Annotated in this window: 21 protein-coding genes; 5 read left to right on the forward strand and 16 right to left on the reverse strand. The window is 44.8% G+C overall.

Annotated elements, in window-relative coordinates:
* Position 1: 1 nt before the first annotated feature.
* From FFM70_RS06905 to FFM70_RS06915, 3 genes are read left to right on the forward strand one after another with little or no spacing between them, the layout of a single operon-like run.
* Positions 2 to 2,827, forward strand: a complete 2,826-nt coding sequence (locus tag FFM70_RS06905) for an alpha-L-rhamnosidase (protein ID WP_137616119.1) — start codon at positions 2 to 4, stop codon at positions 2,825 to 2,827.
* The gene (locus FFM70_RS06910) at positions 2,820 to 4,358 is read left to right on the forward strand and encodes a glycoside hydrolase family 43 protein (protein ID WP_137616120.1); all 1,539 of its coding nucleotides are present in this window, start codon (positions 2,820 to 2,822) and stop codon (positions 4,356 to 4,358) included. The genes FFM70_RS06905 and FFM70_RS06910 overlap by 8 nt, the downstream gene beginning before the upstream one ends.
* Before the next feature lie 23 nt (positions 4,359 to 4,381).
* On the forward strand, positions 4,382 to 5,686 hold the full coding sequence (locus tag FFM70_RS06915) for a glycoside hydrolase family 140 protein (protein ID WP_171002320.1): 1,305 nt from the start codon (positions 4,382 to 4,384) through the stop codon (positions 5,684 to 5,686).
* A gap of 414 nt (positions 5,687 to 6,100) precedes the next feature.
* Here FFM70_RS06915 and FFM70_RS06920 read toward each other — a convergent pair whose 3' ends face one another.
* The 4 genes from FFM70_RS06920 to FFM70_RS06935 are packed head-to-tail and all read right to left on the reverse strand — an operon-like array spanning position 6,101 to position 9,535.
* Entirely contained in the window at positions 6,101 to 6,331 is a 231-nt protein-coding gene (locus FFM70_RS06920; RefSeq protein ID WP_137616122.1) for a hypothetical protein, read from the reverse strand.
* A gap of 12 nt (positions 6,332 to 6,343) precedes the next feature.
* Complete coding sequence (locus FFM70_RS06925) at positions 6,344 to 6,670, reverse strand: PTS sugar transporter subunit IIB (protein ID WP_137616123.1); 327 nt, start codon at positions 6,668 to 6,670, stop codon at positions 6,344 to 6,346.
* A 25-nt stretch (positions 6,671 to 6,695) separates the two neighbouring features.
* Complete coding sequence (locus FFM70_RS06930; protein WP_137616124.1) at positions 6,696 to 8,153, reverse strand: PTS sugar transporter subunit IIC; 1,458 nt, start codon at positions 8,151 to 8,153, stop codon at positions 6,696 to 6,698.
* Complete coding sequence (locus tag FFM70_RS06935; protein ID WP_137616125.1) at positions 8,153 to 9,535, reverse strand: glycoside hydrolase family 1 protein; 1,383 nt, start codon at positions 9,533 to 9,535, stop codon at positions 8,153 to 8,155. The genes FFM70_RS06930 and FFM70_RS06935 overlap by 1 nt, the downstream gene beginning before the upstream one ends.
* Before the next feature lie 229 nt (positions 9,536 to 9,764).
* Between FFM70_RS06935 and FFM70_RS06940 the strand changes: the two genes are divergently transcribed.
* Entirely contained in the window at positions 9,765 to 10,484 is a 720-nt protein-coding gene (locus tag FFM70_RS06940; RefSeq protein ID WP_137616126.1) for a GntR family transcriptional regulator, read from the forward strand.
* Between the two features lie 194 nt (positions 10,485 to 10,678).
* Here the strand turns inward: FFM70_RS06940 and FFM70_RS06945 are convergent, their stop codons facing one another.
* The 9 genes from FFM70_RS06945 to yjeM form a co-directional block, all read right to left on the reverse strand.
* Entirely contained in the window at positions 10,679 to 11,614 is a 936-nt protein-coding gene (locus FFM70_RS06945; protein WP_137616127.1) for an NADP-dependent oxidoreductase, read from the reverse strand.
* A 124-nt stretch (positions 11,615 to 11,738) separates the two neighbouring features.
* Positions 11,739 to 12,452, reverse strand: coding sequence for a zinc ribbon domain-containing protein (locus FFM70_RS06950; RefSeq protein ID WP_137616128.1), 714 nt, complete (start codon positions 12,450 to 12,452; stop codon positions 11,739 to 11,741).
* A gap of 39 nt (positions 12,453 to 12,491) precedes the next feature.
* On the reverse strand, positions 12,492 to 13,274 hold the full coding sequence (locus tag FFM70_RS06955) for a zinc-ribbon domain-containing protein (protein WP_137616129.1): 783 nt from the start codon (positions 13,272 to 13,274) through the stop codon (positions 12,492 to 12,494).
* Positions 13,271 to 13,543: a Mor transcription activator family protein gene (locus FFM70_RS06960; RefSeq protein WP_137616130.1), complete on the reverse strand. Its 273-nt coding sequence runs from the start codon at positions 13,541 to 13,543 to the stop codon at positions 13,271 to 13,273. Before FFM70_RS06960 ends, FFM70_RS06955 begins: the two co-directional genes overlap by 4 nt.
* Positions 13,544 to 13,648: 105 nt before the next feature.
* The gene (locus FFM70_RS06965) at positions 13,649 to 13,903 is read right to left on the reverse strand and encodes a Mor transcription activator family protein (RefSeq protein ID WP_137616131.1); all 255 of its coding nucleotides are present in this window, start codon (positions 13,901 to 13,903) and stop codon (positions 13,649 to 13,651) included.
* 142 nt (positions 13,904 to 14,045) lie between these two features.
* Positions 14,046 to 14,504, reverse strand: coding sequence for a GNAT family N-acetyltransferase (locus FFM70_RS06970; protein ID WP_137616132.1), 459 nt, complete (start codon positions 14,502 to 14,504; stop codon positions 14,046 to 14,048).
* Positions 14,505 to 14,572: 68 nt separating this feature from the next.
* Positions 14,573 to 15,034 (reverse strand): PTS glucose transporter subunit IIA, encoded by a 462-nt coding sequence (locus FFM70_RS06975; protein ID WP_171002321.1) that lies wholly within the window; start codon positions 15,032 to 15,034, stop codon positions 14,573 to 14,575.
* A gap of 233 nt (positions 15,035 to 15,267) precedes the next feature.
* Positions 15,268 to 15,519, reverse strand: coding sequence for a type II toxin-antitoxin system RelB/DinJ family antitoxin (locus tag FFM70_RS06980; protein ID WP_171002322.1), 252 nt, complete (start codon positions 15,517 to 15,519; stop codon positions 15,268 to 15,270).
* A gap of 68 nt (positions 15,520 to 15,587) precedes the next feature.
* The gene (yjeM, locus tag FFM70_RS06985) at positions 15,588 to 17,078 is read right to left on the reverse strand and encodes a glutamate/gamma-aminobutyrate family transporter YjeM (RefSeq protein WP_137616135.1); all 1,491 of its coding nucleotides are present in this window, start codon (positions 17,076 to 17,078) and stop codon (positions 15,588 to 15,590) included.
* Between the two features lie 228 nt (positions 17,079 to 17,306).
* Here yjeM and FFM70_RS06990 point away from each other — a divergent pair, with 228 nt between their 5' ends.
* The gene (locus tag FFM70_RS06990; RefSeq protein WP_137616136.1) at positions 17,307 to 17,852 is read left to right on the forward strand and encodes a hypothetical protein; all 546 of its coding nucleotides are present in this window, start codon (positions 17,307 to 17,309) and stop codon (positions 17,850 to 17,852) included.
* A 74-nt stretch (positions 17,853 to 17,926) separates the two neighbouring features.
* On the opposite strand, the gene FFM70_RS06995 is transcribed toward FFM70_RS06990, so the two are convergent.
* The 3 genes from FFM70_RS06995 to licT all read right to left on the reverse strand — a co-directional run bounded on the left by FFM70_RS06995 (position 17,927) and on the right by licT (position 22,210).
* Entirely contained in the window at positions 17,927 to 19,387 is a 1,461-nt protein-coding gene (locus FFM70_RS06995) for a glycoside hydrolase family 1 protein (RefSeq protein ID WP_137616137.1), read from the reverse strand.
* Positions 19,387 to 21,255, reverse strand: a complete 1,869-nt coding sequence (locus FFM70_RS07000) for a beta-glucoside-specific PTS transporter subunit IIABC (RefSeq protein ID WP_137616138.1) — start codon at positions 21,253 to 21,255, stop codon at positions 19,387 to 19,389. The genes FFM70_RS06995 and FFM70_RS07000 overlap by 1 nt, the downstream gene beginning before the upstream one ends.
* 109 nt (positions 21,256 to 21,364) lie before the next feature.
* Entirely contained in the window at positions 21,365 to 22,210 is an 846-nt protein-coding gene (licT, locus tag FFM70_RS07005) for a BglG family transcription antiterminator LicT (RefSeq protein ID WP_137616139.1), read from the reverse strand.
* Positions 22,211 to 22,348 lie beyond the last annotated feature (138 nt).

Here is a 22,348-nt window from a genome sequence, read left to right on the forward strand (position 1 = left end):
GATGCAACTCACACAAATTTTAATCAATCATATGGCGGAACCAATCGGCTTTCAATTTGATAACTTACGCGTTGAATTCAAAGTCGCTGCTGATCGCAGTCAAGCGACGACGAAACAACTTAAAATCTGGACAACTGATAAGACTAAGCCGGTCTATACGACCGCAGTCATGCCTTATCAAAATAACTTTTTCGACGTCGACCTAGCCCTTGAACCACGGACCCGCTATCACGTCCAAATCAGCTTAACCGCTGGTGACCAAACCGCCATGAAAACGAGCTTTTTTGAAACCGGTAAAATGACGGAAACTTACACAGCTCAGTGGATTGGCAATGCCAATGCGGCTTTACAAAATACCCTCTTCAAAAAGGCCATCACGACTGCACAACCAGTCACTAAGGCTCGCTTGTATGCCACTGGTTTGGGTCTTTATGAAACTTATATTGACGATCAAAAGGTCGGCGATGAGTATTTAGCTCCCGGCGTGACGGCTTACGATCGTTGGATTCAAGTCCAAACCTACGATGTCACCGCCCAACTTGCGACTCCTGGTGAACACCAGCTACTTATTTCGACCGGTGACGGCTGGTACAAGGGTAATTTTGGCTTTGATGGTGGTCAAAACAACATCTATGGCGATCAACAAATGACCTTAGCAGAACTCCATCTTACTTATGCCGATGGGACAACAGCTGTCATCAACACGGATCACAGTTGGCAGACGACAAGTGGTCGAATCACTAAATCAGCCATTTATTATGGTGAAGATTTCGATGCCACCATCACGCCTAGCAACTGGGAACCAGTGACGCTTTTAACCAAATCGACGGCGCTACTACAAGACCGTTTAAGCCTACCCATCAAAATTCAAACGACTTTGCCAGCTAAAGAACTGATTCAGACACCAGCTAAAGAACAAGTCCTAGATTTCAAACAAAATCAAGCTGGCTGGTTTGAATTCTATAACCGCGAGCCTAAAGGTACAAAACTGACTTTCCAAATGGGTGAAATTTTACAAAACGATAATTTCTACCGCGAGAACTTACGTGACGCTCGGGCAGCGTTTACCTATGTTTCTGATGGCAAGCAACGGTGGGTACGGCCCCACTTTACTTACTACGGTTATCGTTATGTCAAAGTGACCGGTAACACACAACCTTTGAACTTGTCTGATTTTCGGGCAGCCGTCATGTATTCCGACATGGCAATGACCGGGACAATTCAGACCGATAATGCCAAGGTCAACCGGTTATTCCAAAATATCCAATGGGGGCAAAAGAGCAATTTCTTCGATGTTCCAACCGATTGTCCACAACGCGACGAACGTTTAGGTTGGACTGGAGATGCAGATATTTTCTCAAATACAGCCGCCTTTAATATGAATGTTTATCAATTTTTCAAAAAGTACGCTAAAGATATGGCTGTAGAACAAGCCCAACATGATGGCATGCTGACGATGTATGCTCCCGCCATGGGTGTCGATGATGGCGGGGCGGCTGTTTGGGGCGATGCTGCCACCACGATTCCTTGGAATATGTATCAAACTTATGGTGACCCAGCTATTTTGAAACAAAACTATCAAAGTATGCGGGCTTGGGTCGACTGGATTACAGCCAACACTAAGACCCCTAATCTCTGGACTGGAATGTTTCAATTTGGTGACTGGATCGCCTTAGATGGTGAAAATCCTGCTTTACCAACTGGGAAGACAGACGAAGACTTTATCGCTTCCGTTTATTATGCCTACTCCAGCCAAATCGTCGCAGATACAGCTAAATTATTCAACGATACTGACGTTGCCAAGCATTACACTGACCAAGCCGAGGCGATCAAAGTCGCCATCCAACACGAATATATTACAGAAAATGGCCGGCTTGCTTTAGATACTCAAACGGCTTACGCCCTAGCATTAGCTTTCAAGTTAGTCCCTACTAATCAGATTCAACGCGTTGTAGCTGACTTAGTTACCCGCTTGCATAAAGATAATGATCATCTCCAAACAGGCTTTGTTGGGACACCGTTCATTTGCCAAGTTTTGTCCCAGTATGGTCAACATCAATTAGCCACAAAAATTTTCATGCAAGAAGACTTTCCGAGCTGGTTGTACGCCGTTAACATGGGCGCCACAACCGTTTGGGAACGTTGGAATTCTGTTCAACCAGATGGTTCAATGAACCCTGAAGGCATGAACTCACTCAATCATTACAGTATCGGGGCCATTATGGCTTGGGCTTACCGTTACTTAGTTGGTTTTCGTGATCATACTCCCGGTTATCAAGAAGTCACCATTGCCCCTAATTTTGATTATCGCCTTAAAAAGGTTGACGGGACTTTTGAGACACCATACGGTCGCTTGAGCTTGGCTTACCAACTTGAAACCACTGACGAGCATCAGATTACTGGCCAACTGACCGTGCCATTTGGCGTCACTGCTCACATTAACTTACCACGAGCAACCCAAGTCACCGTCAACGACGACACATTACCAGGATCATTCGACTTAACTGCTGGGACTTATCAATTCAGCTACTTACCAACACATGATTATATTGGTCGTTACACCGCTGAGACCCCGGCAGCAGCTATTATGGCTGACAACGAATTGGTTGCTAAAATTGATTCGATTGATCCCGTTCTCACCTTCTTCAAACAAGATCCAGATGCCGTTCAAGGTGGACTTGGTAGCATGTCCTTAACAAAACTAAACACATTATTACCATTCATCTCAATTCCGGCAGACCATTTAACTGCCATCAATCAATTACTGGCACAAACACCGCTATTGAGTGAACGCCAAACTAAATCGGAGGCTATAACTCATGATTAAAAATTATCAAAATCCAATTCGTCGTGGGATGTATCCTGATCCTAGCATCGTCCGAGTCGGTGACACCTACTACTTGGCAAATAGTACCTTCGAATATTATCCAGGGATTGCGATGGCTAAAAGTACTGACTTACTCAACTGGACGTCACTCACTGGGGTCATTCAACATCCGAGTCAGGCTGATCTTAGTCAAGCTAAATCAAATGAAGGCATCTTCACAGTTAGTTTACGTTATCATGATGGTCACTTTTATGTCATCACCACCAACTTTGCTGAGTTTAAAACTTTTCTTATCCGTGGCACCCTTACCGCTGATGGTCAGAACATTACTTGGGATCAAACTCGAGTTGAAATCGACATTGCTGGGATCGACCCCGATATTTACTTCGAAGCTGGACACAGCTATGTTCAATTTACCGGCTATTTAGATGATCAAGGTACCAAAGGCATCCAACAGGTTGAAATCAACCTCACAACGGGTAAAGTTCTTCGCGGACCAGAATTACTCAGCTATGGGGCTGGCGGCCGCGATGTGGAAGGCCCTCATATCATCAAAAAGACCGACTGGTACTATCTGCTACTCGCAGAAGGCGGCACCGGCGTTGGTCATATGATCACTATGTTACGTAGCCGTAATCTATGGGGACCTTTTACCACTGAGCCTGGCGTCAATCCCCTCTTTACGAACCGTGACCGCGCCAATGAACCATTACAAAACATCGGTCACGCTGACTTATTCCAAGATCCTCAACATAATTGGTGGCTCACCTGCTTAGGCACTCAGCCAGCTAATGTTGATTTCAAACAGATTACTAATATCGGCCGCGAAACCTTACTTTACCCCGTTACTTGGAATCAAGCTTGGCCGGTGATCTATCAAGGCGTGCCGACGAAAACAGTTGATTTAAGTCAATTTCCAAGGCATGCCGCGACCCTGACCAAACCGCAAGTCCTAACTGATTGGACAGACGACTTTGATAAAACAACTTTAAGCCCAGACTGGCTCACCCTGCGTGGCCCATTAGCTGACTTACAGCTCAACGCCGGTCAATTAGCGTTGCCTGGCAAGGATCGCCGCTTTAATGATCTTGGTACGCCTGCGTTTATCGGAATTCGCCAAGCTGAAGCCACAGAAACATTTACATTGACTGTAGATCCATCAACAACGTTAGGCACCGGACAACTGGGACTGGCTAGTTTAATCAATGCGGACCATTATGCCGCAATCTTGATCAACGCCACAGACGATCATCATTACCAAGTCTTTCGTCAGCAACAAATTGCGGATGTTCAAGTCCATGACTTGCTAGGCACTTTAACCGAATTACCAACCACATTCACATTGACTAATGAACCAGCCGACAAAATTTTCACGGTTAAAACCGCCACTCAAAGTTTGAGCTTTAAAACCAGTGCGCTGCATCTTTCAAATGAAGGCATTGCCGCACTCAATACTGGGGATATTCAAGGGGCTTACGTCCTTGGCAACGCCAAATTAGTCCTAACAAAGGCAACACGATCCGCACAATAATTTTTCAATAGGGGGAAATTATGATGGCTACTTTTACGACCAAAGACAACCAAATTTTCAAAGATGATCAACCTTGGTTTTACTTTGCCGACACTTGTTGGAGTGCCTTTACGAATATCAATTTATCCGACTGGTGCGCCTATCTTGATAAACGGCAACAACAAGGTTTTAATGCCGTACAAATCGACATTTTACGCCAGTGGGACGCCAGCAGTTCTGCACAGTCTTTCGAACCCTTTGCCGTCAGTTCCAGAACCGCTGATCGTTACAACTATAACTATGACCAACTCAATCTAGACTATTTTAAACATGCCGGTGAGCTCTTAGACGAGGTCATTAAACGGCACATGACACCAGTACTTGTGCTGCTATGGGGAAATTATGTTGCGGAGACTTGGATGCATCAAGCCGACTTCGTTACGGTTCCTAACAATACAATGACACTGGCTCAAATCAAAAACTATGTCCAATACGCGACGACTTATTTTAAAGCTTATGATCCCATTTACTTCGTTAGTGGTGACGTTGATTTTCCAACTGATCCACAACAAGTCAACTCAATTGTGACGGCCTATGATCAAGTCTTGAAGACTGCTAAATCAGTTGATTCAAAAAGTTTATACGGCTTTCACATCAATGGTGAAAATGATCATCTACCAAAAGTATTCTTAGATCAAGTTGACTTTTTCACCTATCAATCCGGTCACGGTGCTCCCGGGCAGGCAACTGCTTATCAAATTCCGCGTGCGATGCGGGCAAAAGGGTTCACTGGTCCGATGTTCAACGCAGAACCTTGTTATGAAGCTATGCCTGAAATGGGCGCAGCGACCCCGAGCCGTTTCAACGCAAAAGCCGTTCGTCAGGCTAGCTGGTCTTCCGTCTTAGCCGGTGCTAACGCTGGTATCACTTACGGTGCTCATGGTATTTGGAGTTGGCATGTTACTGGTGCTAACCATATCTATGGTAATGGCACGATGATGCCGCTAGATTGGCATCAGGCTTTAACGCTTCCCGGGGCACAAGATGTGAGCTTAATGGTTCAACTCGTGTCAAAAGTCTTCGCCAAACCATTGCAACCATTGGCAACCGTTTTCCCTGAGAATCCAGCAATCATTGCTGCCGAAACCCAATTGAACGGTGAATCACTCACAGTGCTTTACGTACCGGCCAACGTTTGTCTCGACCTCACGCCATTGAAATTAGCGGTAATTCATTCAGTAAGGGTCCTCGATCTCAGTACACGTACCATTTACCAACCAACGATGACTGGGAATCAATTAAATATTATGGCTAGTCAGGCCGATAGTTTGGTCCTGATTAAAGCCTAATGATCAAAAAGTTGCGGCATTCTAAATCATTAGAATCCTGCAACTTTTTTGATTGAGAAATAATTCTACAGTAACACCCATTCTCATCATATTAGCTAGATTAGACAAGTTCAACGTCTGAGACCACTAATTACCCGGAGGTTGCCACTAATAGCATCGGTCGTGATGATGGTGTAAGACCGGCGTTTCTGAGCCGGTCTTACACCATGGACGGTCCGGGACAATTGCGGGCTTCGCAACTGTTCCGGGCGAGGGAGAAGACGTTTTTCAGGCTTCACCCGGTCCCACGACCGCATGCTATTAGTGGCAACCGGAGGCGGCACTTGAATAAATCCACTTACTCATACTAAAAGAGACATCCGCAATCGAATGTCTCTTTCGTTAGACCATTTTCATCAAAAAGGTTAGACCAATCTAGTTGGCAGCTAGTGCCGCTTGCAACTCCGCATCACAAGCTAATGCTAAGCTCATCTTAAACTTACCATCGATCGTGATGCCCTTTGGAAACCGGACTTCACCACCAAGATAGTAACCTTTGCTGGCCTTAGCACCATCCACTGCAACGTGAACTTTGCTGTCCTCATCGATTTGAACATCAAAGTGATGGCCATTTTCATCATATTCAGCAACTGGTTTTAACGCCATGTTAATCCCTTCTTACTTATCTTTGAGTAACTTTTCCGCAGCGTTTAAAACGCTCGCGCCATTCATCATACCGTAATCTTGCATGTTGATAATGTCCATTGGAATCCCAGCACTATCGGCTTGCTTCTGCATATCATTTTTCATGTAGGCAATCTGTGGGCCGAGCATCAAGACATCGGGCTTTTCCGCTGAGGTCAGTTGGTTCGGCACATCGGAAGCCGCCGTAGCAAAGATTTTGTAATCCACACCCGCTGCTTTTGCGGCGGCTTGCATTTTTGACACTAAGAGTGACGTTGACATTCCTGCTGAGCAGGCTAACATAATTGTTTTTTGAGCCATAATAGAACCCTTCCTTTAATTAAAATTATTGTGCATCAACAGTTTCGCCGTCTGCAGCTTTAGCTGCTTCTTTGGCATTTTCTTGTTTCAGCAAGAGCGCATCGTACTTCTTAGCAAATGGGAAGTAGATTCCAGTTGAAATGAGTAACGTGCAAGCTTGCCAAATGGCCATCTTCCAACCACCGATTAAGAACCCGGAAACAACCGCTGGCGTCGTCCATGGTGCAGCAACCCCATTCAGTGGTGGCACAATCCCAAAGTAAATAACCAAGTATGTTGAAATCGCAATGACAACTGGTGTTAAGAAGAATGGAATCGCTAACAATGGGTTCATTACTAATGGCAACCCGAACAAGAATGGTTCGTTAATGTTGAAAATCGCTGGGACTAATTCAATCTTCCCAAGTGTTTTAACTTGAGCGGACTTCGCTGCGAACAAGGCGAAAATAACCAAGCCAATCGTAATCCCAGAACCCGTTAAGTTAATAAAGTTATTATAGAATTCATTAGTGACAATGTGAGCACCGTTAGCTAATGATAATTTACCTGCATGATACAAAGCCGCGTTGGCAGCCGTGTTTGGCATCAAGAAGACCCCGGCGATGGTCCCAACGATCAATCCACCATGGACCCCGAAGAACCAGAAGAATGAAACGGCAAACCCAATGACGATTGCGCCACCAAGTGAGTCTGACAACCCTTGCATTGGTAATTCCAATAAGTTATAAACGTATTGCAATAAATCAGTATTGAAATGACTAAAGATAGCGAAAATAAACATTGCGACCGTGATAATAATCCCGGCAGGAATCATGGCTGTAAATTGTTTAGCCACACTGGCAGGCACTTGTTCTGGTAGAGTGATCTTCCAGCCTTTGCGAATCATGGCAGAATATGACCAGCCAACCAATAAACCAACGATAATGGCACCGACCATCCCTTGACCACCAAGCCAAGTAATGTTGAAAACGCCAGTAACTGGTGCAGTCATCACACCTTGTAACGCATGTGGCAACTTATCGATATTAGCCGTAACGGCTTTCCCAGTGAGTACCATCTTACCGGCACTGTTAGTCACGCCTGAACTCATTAACCCTTTGATTGGGTTATCGATGTTCATCATTTGGATCAAGAAGAACGTTGCAAGTGAGGTCAACCCAGCTGGTAACGCTTCGTAACCTTCATTGCGAACATAGACATACGCCATCCCGACAACCGCCCAAATTGATAGGACCCCGAAGGTTGCAGTATAGGCTTGGGTAAAGAAAGCGGACCACCCAGTTGCAGTCAGCCAAGCAGCGACTGATGGAATTGGGATATTTGAGAGGATCAAGAACACTGACCCAATAATGATAAATGGTAGTGAATAAATCATCCCATCTTGTAAGGCTTTGATTGCTTTGGTGTTCACAAACTTCATAATTGGTGGCATTAATTTGTTATTAACAAATTCCCCGAAGCCACTTTTCTTCGTATTTTCCATTACAATTCATCTCCATTTTTCTCCAAAACAGACTTGAGCCAGTAGTATGATTTCTTTGGTACTCGCTGCAAATCCTTCAAATCATGATTACTCCGATTAACATAAATGACCCCGTAGCGCTTCTCGATGTCGGCATGTGAACTTGGAATATCGATTAATCCCCAGCCAAGATAACCCAACACTTTAGCACCATCGATAAACATGGCATCCTTCATCGCTTTGATATGTTCAGCGTGATAGGCAATCCGTTGATCATCCGTGATCGGGTTTTTGCCATCCCAGACTTCGCGACAACCGATCCCGTTTTCGATTGGAAAGACTGGTACTTGATAACGATTGTATAAATCTGTAATAAAGGTCCGAAAACCCGTTGGATCAATCCCCCAACCCCAATCAGTCGTTGAAAGGAATCGGTTAGCTGCGCCGCCAAAATTCAAATAATCATTTGGAACGGTCCCAGCTGGAATCAAGTCGGCATTGATCGTTAACGTTTGATAATAGCTAAAAGCTAAAAAGTCCGTGTGCATTTGACTCAAAATGGCCTCGTCACCAGTCTGATGATCATAATCAATCTGGTGTTCAGCGACATAGGTCATAACTTGGTGATCGTAGTGACCTTCAACGAACGCTTCATTCAAGTTTTGATACAAAAACTGATTGATCTGTTGTGCCGCCAAAACGTCGTTAGGTTTCGCCGTTGCTGGATAAACTGGCGTCGCAGCAACCATACCGCCAATTTGGACTGCTGGATAAGTCGCGTGCAAATAAGCACTGATCTGCGCATGGGCTAACATCGTATGATGAAAAATCGTATACATGTCAGCCGTTGTTTTATCCCCGGTTAAATAACCTGAAATATTAAAAACTTCATCCGTAAAATATAAATTGTGTTCGTTGAACGTGATCCAATACTTGACCCGATCCGCAAAGTGATCGATGACCAGCTTACTGAAGCGGACAAATGCGGCAACTGTGTGACGTGACATAAACCCATTTTCACTTTTAGCCAACGCCAGTGGCATATCGAAATGGTACAAGCAGATCATTGGTTGAATGCCACGTTTTAACATGGCATCCACAATGCGGTCATAAAATGCCAGTCCAGCTTGATTGACTTCCCCGTCCCCATCTGGAATGACTCGTGACCAAGAAACTTGAATCCGATACATATTCATGTGTAGTCGCTGCAACCAATCTAAATCTTCGTCGTAGCGATGATATTCATCGATAGCATCGTGCCAGTCGGACGTGGTCGCCGTCGCTGGCCGCACGTCGTAAACCGATAACCCCTTGCCATCAATGTTCCAGGCGCCTTCAGTTTGCATGCTAGAAACTGAATTACCCCAGAAGAAATCTTTTGGCATTTTTCGTGATCCTTCCATTGCATCCTCCAATAACAAGTTTTTAGAAAACGTTTTCTCAACTAGTAAGTTTAAGCTTTTTGTTTATAAAAACAAGCCCTTTTATTAAAAAACATATCTTTTATTTAAAAGATAGCTATTAGTGACTTGGCAATTGGCATCAAAGCGCGTATGTTATAATTTATAACGTGGTGGTCATGGTGATTACCTGTTAATACTAAAAACAACTCATGAATGTGAAGAAAAAACTATGCAGAAAAAATATGAATATGTGGCGGATGTGATTAAACAGCGCATCTTCGACCAAACTTACCCACCGAAAATGCTCTTGCCGAAACAAAGTGAATTTGCCAAAGAATTCGATGTCAGCAAAATCACTGTCAAAAAAGCCCTCGACGGAATCGCCCGCGAAGGCTTAATTTACAAGAAATCTGGGCTCGGCACCTACGTTTTAGGAAACACCCTGATCAACAAACGCAGTGATGCGCCGGCAAACGCGTTCAATGGTCTCTATAATCAGCAAGGCGCTGACCACGTTACCAGCCGCGCTATCAAATTCTCAATTGATTTTCCAACCGCCGATATCCAAGCCAAGCTTGGAATTGAAGCTAATGAACCGGTCTACAACATCTTGCGGTTACGACAATTGGACGGTAAACCATTTATTTTGGAACATACTTACATGCCAATCAAGCTAGTCCCTGACCTTTCCAATGAAATTTTGGAAAAATCGATTTATGATTATATTCATCATGTTTTAAAACTTCAGTTTGGTGGCGCCTATCGAAAAATTCATGCCAACCTGCCTGATGCAAATGACATTAAATACCTCAATGCCGACAAAACCACGCCAATTTTGGAAGTCGAACAGATTGTTTGGCTCACCAACGGCAAAAACATTGAATATTCAACCAGTCGCAACCTCTATGATGCCCGGTCATACACTGTCGTCGATCTCAACGATATTTAGCAGAGTGTGGGCAGAGGTGGTTAGTTTGTGAGCATTAACGTGGAAACAACGCTTATTCCCGGGTTTGGAATAAGTGTTGCTTCCGGGTTAAGCGGAGCAAACTGCCTCTGATCGCACGTTTCGACCATAAAAAAAAACTAACCGTTCAGAAATATTGAAATTTCTGAACGGTTAGTTTAGTTTGGCCCTAGATTTTAACTGACTCGAATAATAATTTTACCGGCACTGTGGCTGGCTTCACTATCTCGATGCGCTTGTTGTAGCCCCGCCGTTGAAAATGGCAAGACTTGGTCGATCACAACTTTAACCTGGCCTTGAACGACCAAGTCCCCAAGAATCGCTAATTCCCGACCATTTGGTTGTAACCACCAAGTGCTGACGGCTTGGGATTGCGCCTTTTGCGCGGCTGTTAACTGGCCGTCAATCGTCACCAAACGACCAGCTGGTTTTAAGATGGCTAAACCATCATCGACCGCATTGATCGTATCAAAGACAGCATCATAATCGTGTAGCACGTCTTGAATCGCAGTCGTATGATAATCGATGACCTCATCCGCACCCAATTGCTTTAACAGTGCCGCATGATTTGGACTGGCCGTCGTTGCGACGGTCGCGCCGAAGTATTTTGCCAGCTGAATGGCAATTAGGCCGACACCACCTGCACCGGCTTGAATCAGGACGCGTTCGCCAGCCTGAATTTTTAATTGATCGTGAATCACTTGATAAGCTGTCAAACCAGCTAAAGGCAAGGCTGCCGCTTGCTCAAAAGAGAGTTCTGCTGGTTTTAAAGCTAGTTTATCTTCCTTGACCGCTGCATACTCGGCATAAGTTCCCCGCCGCCCGTCAGTGTAAATATCGGGACGCGCAAAAACAGCGTCGCCGACCTTGAACTTTTTGACATCTGAGCCAACCGCTGTGATCACACCAGCAACATCCCAACCTAAAACCACTGGAAATTGCCAATCATACATGCCTTTCAACAGGCCTTGCCGCGCTTTCCAATCGATTGGATTAATACTCGTTGCTCGGACTGCGACTAAAACTTCATCCGTCGCAATTTTAGGCCGGTCAATTTCAGTTAATTGCAGCTCTTCTGGTCCACCATATTGTTTAATCGTTACTGCTTGCATCGTGCAAATTCCCCCTACGGAATTAAAGAATAGCCATATCCTAGCATATTGGCCTCACCAGCGGCAATTGATAAGCTCACTTAACCAACAAAACACGCCACCATCGTGACGTGTTTTGTTTGAACTATTCCTCATCTGTCTCATCATCATCAGCGTCAGTTGTTGCCGTCAAGCTACCTCCAATAGCTGGATGGTGGGCCTTAACCCGCTGATAAAAGCCTGCAATGTCTTCCCCGGCATTTTCAGATGCATGTGTATCCGCAACAATTTCTTTGTCCGGTACTTTCGCAACTTCTTTTGGCTCACAATCAAAATCGGTGATCAACGCCCCTCGCATTGAACGCGCCAGCGCCGCCACTGATTCACTTGAGGCAGACATCGAACTGGCCTTAGCCGTGATACTATCAGCAGTTGCTTCACTTTGAGCCGCTGCCAACGATGAACTGGCTGCCTTAGTACTGGCGACAGCTGATTCACGCTTTCTGCTAGCCTGTTCCGCTGCTTCACGCTGCTCATTTCTGGCAGTCGTTTGTGCTTGCTGATACTGGAACCAGCCATACCCACCACCTAAAATAATTAAGCTGGCAATAATGCCGACCAAGAGCTTCGGCCAAAGCGGTCGTTTCGACTTCGCTGGTATAACCATTTCAGATTGGACAGGTGGCTGTGGGCCAAAATGATACCCACAATTTTCACAAAACCGATTCTCCACTGGCACTGGCTGACCGCACTGCGGACAAGCTTGCACGACTGGTTGATTTTGCAATGTTGTTCCACAGGTCTCACAAAATTGAGCCGCCTGTAAATTGAACGTTCCACAATTCGGACACTGTCGCATTGATAACCCTCCCTACTCACAATTGACTATCATCGGTCCCTATTGTTGGCTTTGACTTGAATCAGCGGATTGATTGGTCATGGTTGCCGCTGAATTTGGCATCTGATTAACGTTAGGCTGATAGTTTTGCATCGGCTGCTGCGGTTGAAATGGTGTACGTGGCATGCCACTCGTTGATTGTGGCTTATCGATAACCAGAAGATACAGCACATAAAAATCCGCAATCGGAACTACGAGCAAAAGTATCAACCAAGGGCTCTTCCCAAGATACATGAACCGGCGACTAATGGCCGACAGCTCAATAACTATGATCAAAATACCCCAAACGAGCATCAAGAGGCTCGCAAGTCCTGAACTCAACATTGCCACGATATAATACGGAATCAATGCAACCATGTTAACAACCGTGAGGCCTAAAATTAGCCACCAAACAATTGATTTGCGACTTTCAGGCGTTTTGAAATCGTTCCAGTGCGCAATGCAATACTTACAGCTCTCGATAAAGTTCAGTGGTTGTTGCTGATTAGGATTTCCTTGAAACTGTTGCTGAAAGTTTTGAAAATGTTGTGCCATATTATTAACAACGTTTGACTGGCTAGCCGTTTGCTGCTGACCTTGGCCGGTTGGGCTTTGCTGAGTTGACTGGTTTGATTGTGCTTGCTGTTGATCAGCTTGTTGGCCAGTACTAGCCCGTTGTGACGTGACAGATTGTGACGCACTGGCTGAGTTATTGGCCATTACGACCACCTGTTGTGTCCCGCAAAATGGACAGAATTGCGCATTACTCTTAATTTGTTGACCACAGTTTGAACAATACTTCATGCTTGTTTCCCCCTAGATTGACGATCATTCTGAATAATTTGGCGAATCCAACGCTGCGAATAGTCATATTTTTGCGTTAATTGGGCTAAATTATGACCATCGTATTCTTCAATAATTTGTTGACTGACCTTTTTACGATCGTATAGTCGCATTGGAAATGAGATCTGACGACCACGATAAAGCTCAAAAATTTTGATCATTTGTTCAGTTCCAACAATTTCATTCAATTGCGCATATGATTCTTGTAATAATTCAATCTCAATTTCCACTCAACATTCCTCCCCGTAAACAAACTTTGCATTCACAGCTTAGCAAAATTCACCGACCGTTTAAAATGCAGCTGTCATTACAGTTGTAAGGTATTCTAGTGACAGTTATTCCTTATATTTAGCCAAAATCCGACGAATACTTTTTTCCGAATAATCGTGCTGGTGTGCCAATGTCGTGATGCTGACCCCTTGTTGCCGGCCGGTCAAAATCTGCCGTGCTTCGGCATCTTTAGCCAGTAACCGTTTCGGAAAAGTGAGCTGGGTACCACCGAATTGATCATGCAATTTCAACGCCGCTGCTTTACCCACCACACGACTGAGCTCTTGATACAACGGGTGCCAATCTTGAACTTCTGTCATCGTTCAACCTCCTGCTTCATTTGATACCCCTAGCTTACACAGCCAGGTAGAACAAAATTGTCTAGTTACTATTCGTTTGGTTTTTTTTAACTTTTTTACAAAAAAATTGACGCCATCAGTGTCATTACTGATAACGTCAATTTTAAATATTTTTTTGCATCAAATAATTAGTCAGTTTAATCCCAGCTCGCTCAACTTGTTGTGCTCGAATCACGTGATAGCCTTGTCGCTCAAAGAACGGCCGCGCTGTAATCGATGCAGCTGTTTCATAGCGCTTTACGAGGACTGCTCGTTCCAAAGCTGTCACTAAGGCGTGCGCAATACCTTGATGCTGCATGTCGGCATGAATGTATAGCCGGTCTAAGTAACCCGTGGCTGACATATCGGCAAACCCCACCAGTTGATCAGCTTGAACAGCAACTAGGGTCGTATGGGCAGCAAATGACGCTCGCCAACATTTCCGAGTGGCCATATCGTCTGATCCAATCCAAGCAGTCAATTGCGCTGGCGTGTAATCATGCGCATTGACCGTTTGAATCGTTTGTCGAAATAATTGGCGGATGGCCGCGAAATCTGCGGGCCGATAATTGCGAATAATCACTACTGCTCACCTGCTTTCATCAGCTCATTGTAGCAAAAAAGCCGACACTTTCGCCGACCTTTCATCCGTTAAGCTTTAATTTTCAAAGTCGCTAACTGATTTCCTTGAGAAATTAACCCAGTCTGGCTAATTTCGAAGTCAGCCGCCTGTTTGCCAATCAAACCACAAGTAACCAGTGCGGATTGGTTCGCAGCATGAATCGCATCGATCGATACGTTGGCGAGCATAACATCCGCCGAAACCGCATCGCCCACTGCAACTTGCCAGTTAACGACTTGGTCATCCAAGTTAGCCGTTAAATCACCGATTTGAACAAGATACTCACAGCCAAAATCAGCGGCAATCGTGACCGTTTGCGCCGTCACTTTTGTAATTTGACCATCAATTGGCGCGTGGATTTCGCCTTCCATCGGTTCGATCGCAAAACCAGCTGTAATCGCCGTTTCACCGGCTTTTCTCAGATCCACATACATCCCATTAACTGGTGCAGCTAAAGTAACCGTTTGTTTACGTTGGAATAATTTCATCATCATAAAGACCTCCATTAAGTCAGGGTTCAATCACCGGTGGCCACCAGTTTCATCAATTTGTTAAGCGCTTTCTTAATTCGTCTTTACTGTACCTTATCGAACGGGTTTCAAGTCAAGCGTAATTGTTAAAAAAATCAAAAAAATAGTCGACCGCTTAAAAGGGCCGACTAACTTTGAAACTTTCGTATATTTAATAACTACTGCATAATTTGCAATCAATTTCGTACGATAACTTATTCACTATCGTCATCTATGAGACCCATACTTTTGTTAAATGCCGCAATCTCTTTGGGGTCATCATTCCAAATATCTGGAAATTTTTCCTGACTCGTTGGCACAAATGGGACGTGCTTTGTTTTAATCATTTCAGCCAAAAACATTTCAACCGCCGTGCTTAACTCAATTCCTGCACTAGCAGCAACCTCTGTCGCTTGTACTTTAACTGCTTCATCAACCTGAATCGTTAACGTCGTCTCTTCAGCCAATATCATCACCTCTAGTGACACTGTACCACCTGATTGCGATATGGCCACTATATTAACAATCGCAATATTTAATCAATGCGATTTTTACGCGTCCGCACTTCATACCAAATCCAGCCGAGTAACCCGAAGACGACTGGCCCCACTAACATCCAAATCGTACTTTGGATTTTACCGTGTTCCAGAATTGGTTGAATCAACGTAAAGACATTTGCCCCAAGGACGACCATGAAAACGACCCAACTAATAATCGTAGTCCAAGTCTGTGATTTGTAGACCTCAAACGGCTTGTGAATTGCCTTATTCTGCTTAAATTTAGGGAACGCATACAGCAAGAACAGATATGGTAAAGTCATCGAAACGTTCGCCATCAGCGTCAAAATATTATAAAATGCTGAAGCGTTCGGCGTGACAAATGAGGCCAACAAGATAATGACAATGACGACAGCACATTGGATCATCATGGCATAACTGGGCATGCCATTCTTGTTCAAAACCGTAAACTTCTTTGGCCATAGCGATTTAGGCGTCCCCAGAATCAACGTTTTCAATGGGGAATATGTCAAGGTGAAGAAAGCACCGGAATAGGCCAAGAACATGCCTAGCCCAGTATACCGGGCGAACCACAACCCAATCGTGGTACTCGTCGCAGTTGTTAATCCGAGTGACTGACCAAGCACATAACCTAGGTTCTTCATCATGACATAACTAATATTTCCCATATTCGTCGATGGATCAGATAAAACGGCATCCCAATTCGTACTAAAGCCCCAGCAGAGAATCCCCAAGGCATAGCCTAACGTAATAATCACCGCTGAAATCATAATGCCACGTGGGAAAGTCTTTTCGGGATTCTTAGTCTTATCGACCATCCCACCTAAGACTTCCAGCCCACCATAAGCGAAAATGGCAAAGACCGCAAAACTCATCAAGCCAACTGGTGCTTGATAATCTGGATTTGGTGAATGTAGCGCATGGACAAATGGTTGTGCCAACTGGCCGTGATTTAAGGCTAAAACAACGCCTGAAACCACCAGTAAAATCGCATTGAGGCTAGTAACCGCCAAGCCACCTAAACTCGTGACTCGGACGATCCCCTTGACCCCCTTGATCGAAACGACTGTGACCAAAATCATCCATAAACAGGATAGAATCCCAATCACTTGCGTCGCATTTAGACCAAACATCGCAAACTTTTGCGTCTGATCACTCCCAAAGAAAGTGGTCGTAAACGGAATCCAAACTTTCGCTGATGTTGAAACCAACCAGATAATGTAGGACGCAAACCACATGAACGTGCCGACGAAGGCGAACTTCGCATTCACACTCACTTGTAGCCACTGATACATCCCACTACCATCATCCGATTTGACCGCAGCCCCGTATTCTGCCATCATCAAAGCAAACGGAATGAAAAACAATACCGCTGCTAATAAATAAAATAGGATTGACGCGTAACCCATCAGGTAAAAAGCGACCGTACTATTGGCAAAGCCAAACACCGTCGTAAATATCATCATGACTAACGCGGTTAACGTAATCTTATTATCTTTTTCCGTCATTATTTCGCCCCATCGTTTCTGAATTGTTGTAAATTCCCTAACACTTAGTAAATTTACAGTTAACTTTAAGTTTATCGAAAAGACAAAATAAGGACGTTGAAATTTGATAACAAGCCGCTAATTTCTCACTGTGATTATTTCGCCTAAATTTAATTAATTAATCCTAGTGAGCCCTAACTGACAGCGAGAATTAGGGTTAACCCACTATCTGAAAGAAGTTAAGCCTTTATGAAACGCCTCTTAAAACTCAGCCTACCCTTAGTTTTGCTAGTCATCTTAGGTGGCAGTTGGTGGTTAATTAGCCACCGAACAGCACCTGCCCAAACACCACAACCGATGGCCAAGCCTAAAGAACCGCATTATCGGCCACTAACTCTGAGTGAACTAAACCACGACCCCAAGTTGACTGCCTGTAGTCTCATTTACTACGCCGTCAAACACAGCAAGATTCAACGTTGGCAAGAAGTGGCTGATTTTAAACTCGGCTGGCAACTTGACCAATACCCCACCGAAAATGGGATCAAATCATTGGTTTGGCCGGATAAGCAGATCAAAGCTAATGCCAAACAACTCCAGCCAAACTGGTTTGCTTTATCTAAGACAGGCGCCGTGACTTACCACAGTTTTATCGTCCACTCCTTTCGCGACGACATGACACTCACCACCACGTTGCCTAAGATTATCCAGCAACTCAACCAAGATCATGCCGCCACTAAGGTTCGTCAGTTGCGGTCTAACCTAGTGATCATTGCGCACCAAAAAACTGCCAACTAGTTTTTAGCTGGCAGTTTTTTGATGTTGTTAACAAGTGGCCCACAGTTATGGCGGCAGATACCCGCGGGTAGGTTTTAAGCTAAATCATCTCCGTTTGTTTTAATGACTTTTTGATACCAGTAAAATGAGTCTTTTTTGAGTCGTTTCAAACTTCCTTTACCGGCGTCATCTTGATCAACATAAATAAAGCCATAGCGTTTCGACATTTCCGAAGTCGAGAAACTAATCAAATCAATCGGCCCCCACATGGTGTATCCCATGAGTTGGACACCATCCGCAACGGCTTCACGCATTTGCTGGATGTGTTTGCGTAAATAATCAATTCGATAGTCGTCGTGAACTTGATGATCAGCCGTTAGTTGATCAACAGCTCCCAAGCCATTTTCGACCACGAAAAGTGGCTTACGATAGCGATCCCACATTTCGTCTAGGGTGATCCGTAACCCCACGGGATCAATTTGCCAACCCCAGTCGGATTCCTCCAAATAAGGATTCCGGCCACCAGTAGCCATGTTCCCGTTGACCTGTTCACCGGCATCAGCTTTCGTGACCGTCGTCATGTAGTAACTGAAACTGATAAAGTCGACTGGGTATTTAGCCAAAATGGCTTGATCATCTGGGGCCATCTTGATCTCAATGTCATTGTCAGCGAAGAAACGGTTCATCACTTCTGGATATTCGCCACGTGCTTGCACATCCGTGAAGAACAAGTTCTTCTCATCCTCCAATTGGGCCGCTTGCACATCCACTGGGTTCGGCGTGCCAGGATACGTTTGCATCCGGGCTAACATCGACCCAATTTTGGCGTCCGGGTCAATTTCATGTAACTGCTTCGTAGCAATCGCACTCGCAACAAATTGATGGTGTAGCGCTTGATAGCGAATTTGCATCTGATCATGCTTAGACATCGTTGTATCGATTGCCCCAGTTTCGTGAAAGCCCCAAGTACCAGTGTTGATTTCGTTAAACGTCAACCAATAAGGGACTTTGCCCTTGTAGCGTTTGAAGACCGTTTCCGTAAAATGATTGAACGCCGCGATGGTCGCACGACTGGCCCAGCCATTTTGCGTCAATGTTAAATTAATCGGCATTTCATAATGGGATAACGTAACCAATGGTTTGATTCCGTACCGGTGTAATTCATCGATGACCCGGTCATAAAAGGCTAAACCAGCTTCATTTGGCTGTTGTTCATCACCCTTTGGAAAAATCCGGGACCACGCAATTGAAAACCGATAAACCTTAAAGCCCATTTCGGCAAAAAGTTTGATATCTTCCTTGTAATGATGGTAGAAGTCCACCCCACGCCGTTTCGGATAACGCGTGTCAGTTGGATCGGCGACGGCGGCCTTAATCGAATCCGTCGTTACGGCATCCATCGACATCTTCTTGCGATCCGTTGCCTTTTCGACAACTTCGGCAGTCGTGATACCCTTACCATCAACGTTCCAAGCCCCTTCGACTTGATTGGCAGCGGTCGCGCCGCCCCACAAGAAATCTTTCGGAAACCCTTTTGGATAAGTTGTTTTGTACATTAGGCTGTTGCCCCTTCCTTAGTAGTTGCTGCAGACTTTGGTTGTAATTTGAGTAACCAGTTGCCCTGTGCTTCAGTCGCTTCCGTTGGTTCAACGGCCGCATAACTATTGGTATTTGTGATGATGACCATCACTGTTGTATCGTAGCCAGCAGCTTTGATCTTCGCGGCATCAAACTTAGTGAGGACGTCACCTTGCTTAACGTGCGCATTTTGTTTCACTAAAGTTTCAAAATACTTCCCATTTAATTGCACCGTATCAATCCCTATGTGAATCAAGATTTCGGCACCATTATCAGCGGTGAGTCCAATGGCATGGCCAGTTGGATAAACCGCACTAACCGTCCCAGTAACTGGTGATTTAACTTCGCCATTAGTTGGGACAATTGCTAACCCTTTGCCCATTGCCTCGGAAGCAAACACTTCATCTTTAACACTAGTCAACGGAATAATTGTGCCTTCAACTGGTGCCATTACGGTATCGGCACCAGTTTCAGTTGTCGTTACCTTGGCTTCAGGGACTTCATTAGTGACACCGAAGAAATACGTTAAGACGGCAGCACCAACAAAGGCAACGGCTAATCCGATCAATTCACCAACAAAGCCTTGACCTAAATAAGTTGGCAAAGCTAATAAACTTGGCAAGGTAAATGAACTAGCATGAACTTCAAACGCCCCTGCAATCGCGCCACCAACGGCCCCACCGGCAACCGCACAATAGAATGGCCGTTTAAGCTTTAAAGTAACCCCATAAATCGTTGGTTCAGTAATCCCGAAGAAGGCAGTGATCACTGATGACCCAGCTAAAGCCTTCATCTTGGCATCTTTTGACTTCAAGAAGACACCAAGCGCCGCACCAGCTTGTGATAAGACAGCGGCACTTAAGATTGGCAGCAATGGATCATAACCCATCTTGGCAATGTTATTCATCATCAATGGGACAAAGGTCCAGTGAACCCCGAAGATGACGAAGACTTGCCAGAAAGCCCCCATAATTAGGCCGGCACCAATTGGTAAGAAGTTATAGACTGCCATCATGCCGTTCGCTAAGGCGTTACTGATTGCCCCACCGATTGGCCCAACGACCATCATCGTCAATGGCACCATCACAATTAATGACAGTAGTGGCGTAAAAATATTACGAACTGATTCTGGAAATAATTTATCAAATAATGGTTCCAAGTAAGACAAGACCCAGACCGCTAGCAAAATTGGAATCACAGTTGACGTATAGGTCGTTGGCACCACTGGAATCCCGAAAAAGTGGAGTGTCGCAGATTTCGCCATGACACTGACTAACGTTGGGTAGAGTAACGCAGCCCCTAACGAGACACTCACAAACTGATTAACGTGCAGCTGCTTGGCAGCCGTAAATGCTAAGAAAATCGGTAAGAAGTAGAAGATGGCATCCCCAGCGGCATACCAAATTTGATAGGCACCGCTGTTAGCAGATAACCAATTCAAAGCAACAACTAGCGCCAATAACCCTTTCAAAATCCCGGCACCTGCTAAGGCACCTAGGAATGGCGTAAAGATTCCGGAGATAAATCCAATAAACCGGTTCACAATACTCTGCTTTTCACCGGCTTCTTCAACTGGTGCCGCTTGAGCATCCTCGTTAGCTAAACCGGCTAAATCAGCCAAAGCGTCGTAGACCTTAGCAACAGAGTTACCGATCACGACTTGATATTGACCGGCACTTTGAACGACCGTAATGACGCCATCTAAATTATTAATTGCATCCGTATCGGCTTGGTCAACCGCTTTCAAGTTAAAGCGCAACCGCGTCGCACAGTGCCACGCTTTGACAATGTTTTCTTTGCCACCGATATTCGTTAAAATCTGTTGGGCAAGTGCTTTATAATCCATATTTTTCACTCCTTAAAAAACTAAAAACCCAAGTCACCCACTAGACGCCTGGACAGACGACTAGTGACTCACTTGGGTTTTGCCTAATCTAATAGTTACAATCCCGATATTATTCTGCTTCGTTCAACATCCGTTGAATGTGAATCGTTAAATAAATTTGTTCATTCATCGACACCGGTTGTGCCGTCGTTTTCTGAATGAACGTCACAATTTTAGCCACACAAGCAAAGGCGCGTGAATATTTTTGTGACACGTGTTCAAATAAGAATTCGTCTTCTGCTCCGGCCGACTTATCCGCTTGCTTCAACGTCAACCGCTCGGCAAAGAACCGTAAATGGACTAAGAACCGTTGCAACCTCAGGCTATCTTCGCTCATCGTCAACGATAATTGATATTTCACAATATTCAAAACATCATTGATCAACTTGGTCATTGCCAGCGTTTGGTCGCCCGTTGAATGTGCCATGCTATTTTCGACGAATTTCATCGCGATAAACCCAGCTTCATCTTCAGGTAACTGCACCGCGAACCGGTTCGCAATTAGCGTTAAAGCTTGCCGACCAACCTCGTATTCCTGGTGATAGATCCGTTTGATTTCCCACAAGATCTCATTTTTGATGTCCATCTGACGTTGATGCCGATAGACCGCAAAATGAATATGATCAGTCAAGGAAATCAACAAGTAGCCGTTAAATTTCGTTTTGAGCTGCTGCTCCGCTAAATCAATAATTTCAGACGTTAGTTCGAAGTATTCAGGCTCAATATCGCTCATCAACGACTGGAAGTTCGCCAGCCAATTGTCGGCAGTCGGTGTATAGGTTTTAGTCACTAGGCTTTCATCAACCGGATCCCCAGTTTTCTTTTGAAAACCGAGACCCTTGCCGATTAAAACCACTTCGTGATCCTGCTGTTCAGCAAGCAGCACATTGTTGTTAAAAACTTTCTTGATTCGCATGCCTCACGCCCCTCGACTCTTGGCCCAAAATTAAAAACCCAACAATTTTGTGACCAGTGATAGTTACTAGTATATCACCGGTATTCAAAATCATCAGGTTTTGCCCACTAACGTGTTAGCGGTAACAATCCTTATTTA

Source organism: Lactiplantibacillus nangangensis (assembly GCF_005405065.1).
GTDB lineage: Bacteria > Bacillota > Bacilli > Lactobacillales > Lactobacillaceae > Lactiplantibacillus > Lactiplantibacillus nangangensis.